The following is a 7,425-nucleotide window of genomic DNA, read 5'->3' as shown; positions in this document are numbered from 1 at the left end:
AACAAAAGAAACACTATTTTTATCTTACCACGATCACTTTCTTACTATGGTTAACTAATTTTTATACTGGTTTCATGGTGCTATTTTTTGGCTTACTTTATTTTATTACTGCTCTAATTAACCATTCTTTCTCAAACAAAATTATTTTCCACTATTTCACTAAGAGTCTCTTAGGCACTACCCTAGGCGCCTTCGTATTATTACCAGCCTTTTTTGAAATATTAAATGGAAAAATCAACTCCGACACTACCCTTTCGCTAGGTTTTCAATTTGCACCATATCAAGCCCTTGATAAATTAGTAGTTGGCGCATTTAATTTTACTGAGATGGAAAAAGGACTACCTAACATTTTTCTAACTAGTATTTTTACTCTGCTGTGCCTCCTTTACTTTATCAATCAACATTTTTCCCTAAAAGAAAAATTTACATCAGCTATTTTACTATTATTTATATTCCTATCTTTTAGCTTTAACCCACTAGTACTGTTATGGCATTTAGGTCAGTATCCCGTTTGGTATCCAGCACGCTTTAGCTTTATCTTTTCTTTCTATGCAATCTATCTTGGTGTTCAAGTGATTGTACATACACACAAATTTAATATCACTAGTAAAATAGTTGCCTTACTTTTAGTAATTAGCTTAAGTATCTTTCTTTTATTAAATATCCATCAAAAAGAATTTTTGAATCAAACTAATATTATTCTTACTATCCTTTTTCTTTTATGTAGTTTACTCACAATTTTATTTTTTAACTATAAGTGGATCCCAGTAATCTTTTTTGGAATAGTAGGACTAGAAGTAAGTATTAATCTGCTAGCAAGTTTAGATAATATCTCTTATCAAAAAAACTTTGATTATGCTAATTTCACTAGTAATGTTTCTCAAACTACAACCTATTTACATAAATATGACTCTAGCTTATATCGCACAGAAAAGACATTTACTCGTTCCGATGACGACCCATTCAGTAATAATTATTATGGGGTTAGCAACTTTAATTCTATTTCTGATCGTGCAACTATTAACTTAGTAGATTATCTTGGGCTAGAAAACAATGATAATTCTTTTACCAATAATTTCGCTACGCCCTTATCCGATAGTTTTTTAGGCATAAAATATAATATTGTTCCCATTAAGAATAGGCGTAATTTACCTGAAAAAGAACAAATTGTATTTACGAGTGCTTTTTATCGACCAGATTTAGTTACAAATACAGTCGTTAAAAGTTTTAAACAATTACAAATTAGAAAAAATTCATCTGCTTTACCACTTATTTTCATTTCAAATACCCATCAGAAAATCACCTTCTATAATAATATGCCTGCTACAAATCAAAATAATCTCTTTAGCAGCATCGTCGGTCAAAAACTTAATCTTTTCAATAGTTTATATCTAACAAATCCAAGTAAACTAAAAAACACTAAGCATAGTAAGAATACCAATGAATATAAAAAGATTGATAAAAATAAAACTGCTAACATAACCTTTAATATTTTCTCATTTGAAAAGGGAGCTTATTATCTCGAGCTTCCCTCAAACTTAACTACTAATGTCACTTCTATTATTGTTAATAATCGCCAACTTAACAATGATGATTTAGGTATTTCAAGTAAATTACTAAATATTGGATATTATTCAAAAAGTACTCCTATTAAAATTGTTTTCAATCTAAACACTGAAAATATCAATTTAAATGGTATTAGAGTTCTTCAATTTAGAGAAGATGAATTTAACAAAATTATTCGTAAATTCAATCAAAAACAGCCAGTAACTCATCAAACAAGTCCTATTTCTTTAAAACTTAATTACACTGCACAAAAAAATGAAACTTTAAATTCTACCATTCCTTATTCAAAAAATTGGCTGATTTTTGACAATGGTAAACTTCTGCAAACCCACAAATTTGCCCAAACATTTTTAAGTGCCCCTATAAAAAAAGGTACCCATCACCTTACTTTAGTTTATGTACCAATTGCTTTCTTAATTGGTCTTATAATTTCGATTATATCAACCATAATTTTATTTATTTTTAAACCAAAAAGGGATTAACTTACTAGCCTTTACGTAAGTTAATCCCTTTTTTTAGATAAATTATTTAAATTAGTTCAATGTCTTAACGTCATTGATAGTAACATCAAAAGTTCCACCTGGAGTGTTAATAGTTACTTTTTCACCCTTCTTTTTACCAAGTAAAGCTTGAGCAATTGGTGAATCATTAGAAATTTTTCCATTAAGCGGATCAGATTCATCAGATCCAACAATAGTATAGGTTTCTGGATCATCAGTACCTACTTCAGTGTAAGTAACAGTTTTACCAATAGAAACTTCATTAGGATCAACACTATCTGCATCAACAACTTGTGCATACTTAAGCATTTGTTCAATTTGAACAATACGTTGTTCTACAGCACTTTGTTCATCTTTTGCTGCATCATACTCTGAGTTTTCTGATAAGTCACCGAATGATCTAGCAACCTTAATTCGTTCAATAACTTCTGGACGTTTTACTAATTTTAAGTTTTTTAATTCCTTTTGAAGTTTTTCCTTACCTTCAGCAGTCATTGGATAAACTTTTTCTGCCATACTAAAAAATCTCCTTACCTATACCTATTTTTCTTTGCACCAAACAGCTTATGTTTTCTACCTAAAAAAGGCAACCATTTTTACTGGCCTAAACTACTATTTCGTTTCAAATGTTCATCATAGTTTTCGTTGTAGTAAACCTTACCAGTCTTAAGGTTTGCAACAAAGTAGAGATAGTTAGACTTAATTGGGTTCAATACAGCACTAATTGAATCTAGACTTGGATTGTTAAATGGTCCAGGTCCATATCCTTTATGAACATATAAGTTATATGGTGATTTTACTTTAATATCCTTTAGTGATAAAGAATGTTTATGCTTATTCAATGCATACATTACTGAAATATCTGACTGAAGTGGCATATTAGCTTTAAGTCTGTTAAAGAATACTCCAGCAATCATACGCCTATCTTTAGTTTTAACACCTTCACGTTCTACTAATGAAGCTAAAGTTAAAACTTCCTGTACTGTTAAGTGCTTCTTCTTAATTGAACTATAGTATGGTTGCAAAACTTGATCAGTCTTATCAACCATTTGGTTAACTAATTCTTTTAAAGAAGCTCCTTGATAAACATCATATTTTGCTGGGAAGAGATATCCTTCTAAATGATAGCGAACACCCTTACTGTTCATAGAACTAGTTAAAAGTTTAGGATATTGCTTCTCCAAACTCTTCATAAAGCTCTTATCTTTCATTAGCTTTAAGAAATCTTGTCGACTATACTTGGTATTCTTGCTAACTGTAGTAGCAATACTATCAATTGTTTGTCCTTCTTTTATTAGAACATGACCAACAACTGGACGACCACCTCCACCTTGCAATTGGCTCACAATCTCTTTGTTATGCATTGAAGGTGATAAATAAAAATTCCCTGCTTGAAAATTTGTCGCACTATGACTCTTTAACCAAAAGTTGAAAACGGCCGCATTTCTAATAATCTTTTTCTCTTGTAAAATTTGAGCAATTTGACTATTAGTTGCTCCCGCAGGAATATGAACACTAACAACATCTTCATCATGTCGATTGGCTGGTTGAAGTGCGTATCCTACGTAACAGCCTCCAATCAAGACAACTAAAACTAAAATCGCTCCTAGTCCACTAAGGATCCAACGAGTAATCTTTTTAGATGCCTGTTCCTCTAACTCATGATCTTTCTTTTTGTCTTGATTTAGCAAATGCTTTTCCTCCGAAAATCACAAAAATCTAAGACAATTATAGCAAAGCTCCCCAGAAAAGAATTAACGAACTTTAATCTTTAGACTTTCTTTCAGATCTGCTTCAATTCTTTCCATTGCTGTAGCTACAACTTCATCAGTTAATGTGTCTTTTTCATTTAAGAAAGTTAACGAGTAAGAGATTGATTTATGACCTGATTCAATTTGACTTCCGGCATAAACATCGATTACTCGAATATCGTAAAGATATTTACCTCCATTTAACTTAATTTGAGCTTCAATTTGTGCATTAGTTACATCATTAGGTACTAATAGAGATAAATCTCGCTCAATAGCTGGGAATTTCGGAGCAGCCTTAGCTTTCATCCCTTTATGAAGCATAGAAACAATTGCATCTAAATCAATTTCATAAACATATATCTCACTACCACGTAATGCTTTGTCAAGTGTAGTAACAGCATGTGCTAACATTCCAATTAGACCAACGTATTGATCATTAATATAAATGCCGGCAGTTCTAGTTGGATGCATTCCTTGAACCAGTTCAGCGCGATACTCTACATCTTCATCTTTGATACCAATTGCTCTAAATAAGTTAGTTAATTGGCCCTTTACAAAATAGAAGTCAATCTTTTGATCTAAATGTTGCCAATTGGCTGCTAAAGTATGTCCTGAATAAAGAGTAGCTAAATGTTCATGTTCATTAAATGTATTATTTTCATGATCATAAACTCTTCCTTGTTCAAATAAAGCTAATTCTTTTTGCTTACGGGCCATATTGTAGCTTGCAGCATCAACCAATCCTGTTATTAGGTTTTCTCTCATAGTTGAACGACTTGAGTTTAATGGCCATTGAACTTCAACTACTGGTTTAGGATCTTTAGTAAATGAAATTGCTTTTTCTGGGGAAGTCAATGAGTAAGAAATTGCTTCCATTAATCCTTGACCTTGAACGATATCCTTAATTCTACGCATAGCAGTTTCTTTAGCTGAATAACCACCATGAGTTTCAGGTAAAAGCGGTTGGGTAGATTTCAAGTTATCATAACCATAAATTCGGCCAACTTCTTCTACTAAATCTGCAGGAATAGAAATATCCCATCTTCTATTAGGAACAGTAACTACTAACTCATCTTCAGAGCCTGCAACAGTAAAACCTAACTGATCAAAGATCTTTTCCATTTCAGCTCTGCTTAACTCAGTTCCCAATACCTTATTAATATAAGATACTGTAGTTTTAACTACTGAAGGACTTCTTTGAGCATCAGTTGCTTTTATTTCACCTTCATTAACTGTACCATCTGCATCATTACGCAATAACAATGCAGCCATATCTAAGGCTTTTTGAGTATTATCCCAGTTAACACCTTTTTCAAATCGACTTGATGCTTCAGTTCTGTTAGCATGACGCAATGCAGATTTTCTTACACTAGTTCCATCAAAAACGGCAGATTCTAAGATTACATCAGTAGTATCGTCTTCAACTTCTGAGTTCTTACCACCCATGACACCGGCCATCATAACAGGCTTTTGACCGTCAGTAATGATGATGTCATTTGGATCTAATTCCACTTCTTTATCGTTCAATAATGTAAGCTTTTCATTTTTATTTGCTTTTCTAACTTCTAGTTTACCGTCCTTAAAAGTACGAGCATCATAAGCATGCATTGGTTGACCCGTTAAAAGCATTACATAATTAGTAACATCGACCACATTATTAATCGGACGAATTCCTGCATTCCAAAGGCGTCTTTGCATCCACAATGGACTTTCACCAATTTTTACATTAGAAATTTTTCTTAGGTAAAATTTAGGTGCTAATTTTTCATCGACCTGTACATCTAATTCCTGAGTCCAGTCAGGTCCATCTGCCTTAAGCACTACTGGTTCAACTTTAGGTTTTTCATCAATAATTGCACCAACTTCATAAGCAGCACCTTCCATTGATAAAGTATCAGCACGGTTTGGAGTAATATCAAAATCTAAAATATAGTCATTCATGCCAAGTGCTTCGTATACTTCTTCACCTGGTTTTACATCTGTATCTTTAGGGAAAACAAAAATTCCATCTGCATATTTTGCAGGAACGACTTTATCTTCAAAACCAATTTCTTGAAGTCCGCAAATCATACCGTTTGATTTAATTCCACGAATTTTACTACGTTTAATTTTTTCATTTCCGGCAATTCTTGCCCCATGTAAAGCAACAATAACATCTTCACCAGCTGCAACATTAGGAGCACCACAAACAATCTGAATTGGTTCTTCTTCACCAACATCAACTTGACATTTGTGTAAGTGAGTCCCTTCAATATCCTCACATTCTAAAATGTGTCCAACTACTAATTTTTTTAATCCTTCTGCTGGGTGATCTACAGATGCGATCTCAACACCAGTTCTAGTAATTTTTTCTCCTAATTCTTTAGGATCTTCATCTAAATTAAGAAAATCTTTTAACCAATTATATGAAACAAGCATTAATCTTCCTCCTTACGGAATTGTGCCAAGAAACGTACATCATTAGTATAGAAATCACGAATATCAGAAATGCCGTATTTCAAAATTGCAAAACGATCTAAGCCTAAACCAAAGGCAAAACCACCATAGACTGTTGAATCTACACCAGCATTTTCTAAAACATTTGGGTGAACCATACCAGCACCAAGTACTTCGATCCAGCCAGTATACTTACAAATTGGACAGCCCTTACCATCACAATTAAAACAAGAAACATCCATTTCAACTGATGGTTCAGTAAATGGGAAGTAAGATGGACGAAGACGAGTCTTTCGATCTTGACCAAAAACGTGCTTAGCAATCATTTCTAATGTTCCCTTAAGGTCTGACATAGTAACATTTTTATCGATTACCAAGCCTTCCATTTGTTGGAATTGATGAGAGTGGGTTGCATCATCATCATCTCTACGGTATACCTTACCAGGACCAACCATCTTTAATGGACCCTTAGAAAAATCATGCTTTTCTAAAACTCTAGCTTGGTCTCCTGAAGTTTGCGTTCTAAGTAAGTTCTCCTCATCAATATAGAAAGTTGCTTGCATATCACGAGCAGGGTGATCTTTTGGCAAGTTCATCATTTCAAATACATAGTGATCAGTTTCAATTTCTGGACCTTGAACTACTTCATAACCCATTCCAATAAAGTAGCTTTCCAAATCATCCAAAATAATATTAATAGGATGTTTTGAACCTAAATGTCCCTCACGACCAGGCAAAGTAACATCAATTTTTTCTTCTTCTAATTTTTCGGCAATTAAAGTTTGTAAGACGTTATTCTTTGCTTCATCTAACTGCTTTTGAAAGAGATCACGAACTTGATTTACTTCTTGACCCACTTTAGGTCTATTTTCTGGGGCAATATCTTTCATTGAGTGAAGAATTTCAGTTAATTCACCCTTGCGCCCCATTAACTCTACTCTAATCTTATCAAGCATTTTCTGGTTTTCAGCTTGCTTGATTTTATTCAATCCTTCTTCTTTTAACTTATTTATTCTATCGAATAAGTCCATCTCATTTTCCTTTCCAACAAAAAAAGCCCCGTCCCAAAAGGGACGAAGCTTCGCGGTACCACCCTAGTTTGAACTAGCACAAATAAAGTGCGTGTTCACACTCTTTTCGAATAACGGTGAAATACCGGAATTGATTAGATT

5 protein-coding genes and 1 other annotated feature (1 of these 6 only partly in view) are annotated in these 7,425 nt (G+C 33.2%); of the genes, 1 reads left to right on the top strand and 4 read right to left on the bottom strand.

Translation table 11 applies throughout. From position 1 onward, the window contains the following. Positions 1–2,048 (top strand): YfhO family protein (locus HMPREF0528_RS00690; protein ID WP_004893743.1); only part of this gene is annotated, 2,048 nt, incomplete at its 5' end. Between the two features lie 51 nt (positions 2,049–2,099). On the opposite strand, the gene greA is transcribed toward HMPREF0528_RS00690, so the two are convergent. The 4 genes from greA to pheS form a co-directional block, all read right to left on the bottom strand. After that, on the bottom strand, positions 2,100–2,582 hold the full coding sequence (gene greA, locus HMPREF0528_RS00685; protein WP_003646934.1) for a transcription elongation factor GreA: 483 nt from the start codon (positions 2,580–2,582) through the stop codon (positions 2,100–2,102). A gap of 80 nt (positions 2,583–2,662) precedes the next feature. Then, positions 2,663–3,757 (bottom strand): endolytic transglycosylase MltG, encoded by a 1,095-nt coding sequence (gene mltG / locus HMPREF0528_RS00680; protein ID WP_004893739.1) that lies wholly within the window; start codon positions 3,755–3,757, stop codon positions 2,663–2,665. Positions 3,758–3,820: 63 nt separating this feature from the next. Beyond that, on the bottom strand, positions 3,821–6,235 hold the full coding sequence (gene pheT / locus HMPREF0528_RS00675; RefSeq protein WP_004893738.1) for a phenylalanine--tRNA ligase subunit beta: 2,415 nt from the start codon (positions 6,233–6,235) through the stop codon (positions 3,821–3,823). Continuing rightward, positions 6,235–7,284, bottom strand: a complete 1,050-nt coding sequence (gene pheS, locus HMPREF0528_RS00670; protein WP_004893736.1) for a phenylalanine--tRNA ligase subunit alpha — start codon at positions 7,282–7,284, stop codon at positions 6,235–6,237. The genes pheT and pheS overlap by 1 nt, the downstream gene beginning before the upstream one ends. 35 nt (positions 7,285–7,319) lie before the next feature. Then, positions 7,320–7,425: a binding site (T-box leader), on the bottom strand; it runs 103 nt beyond the window's last position.

This window comes from Lactobacillus johnsonii ATCC 33200, from assembly GCF_000159355.1.
GTDB classification, from domain to species: Bacteria; Bacillota; Bacilli; order Lactobacillales; family Lactobacillaceae; genus Lactobacillus; species Lactobacillus johnsonii.
Note: the sequence above shows the minus strand (reverse complement) of the source record. Positions and strands in the feature narration are given on the sequence as shown.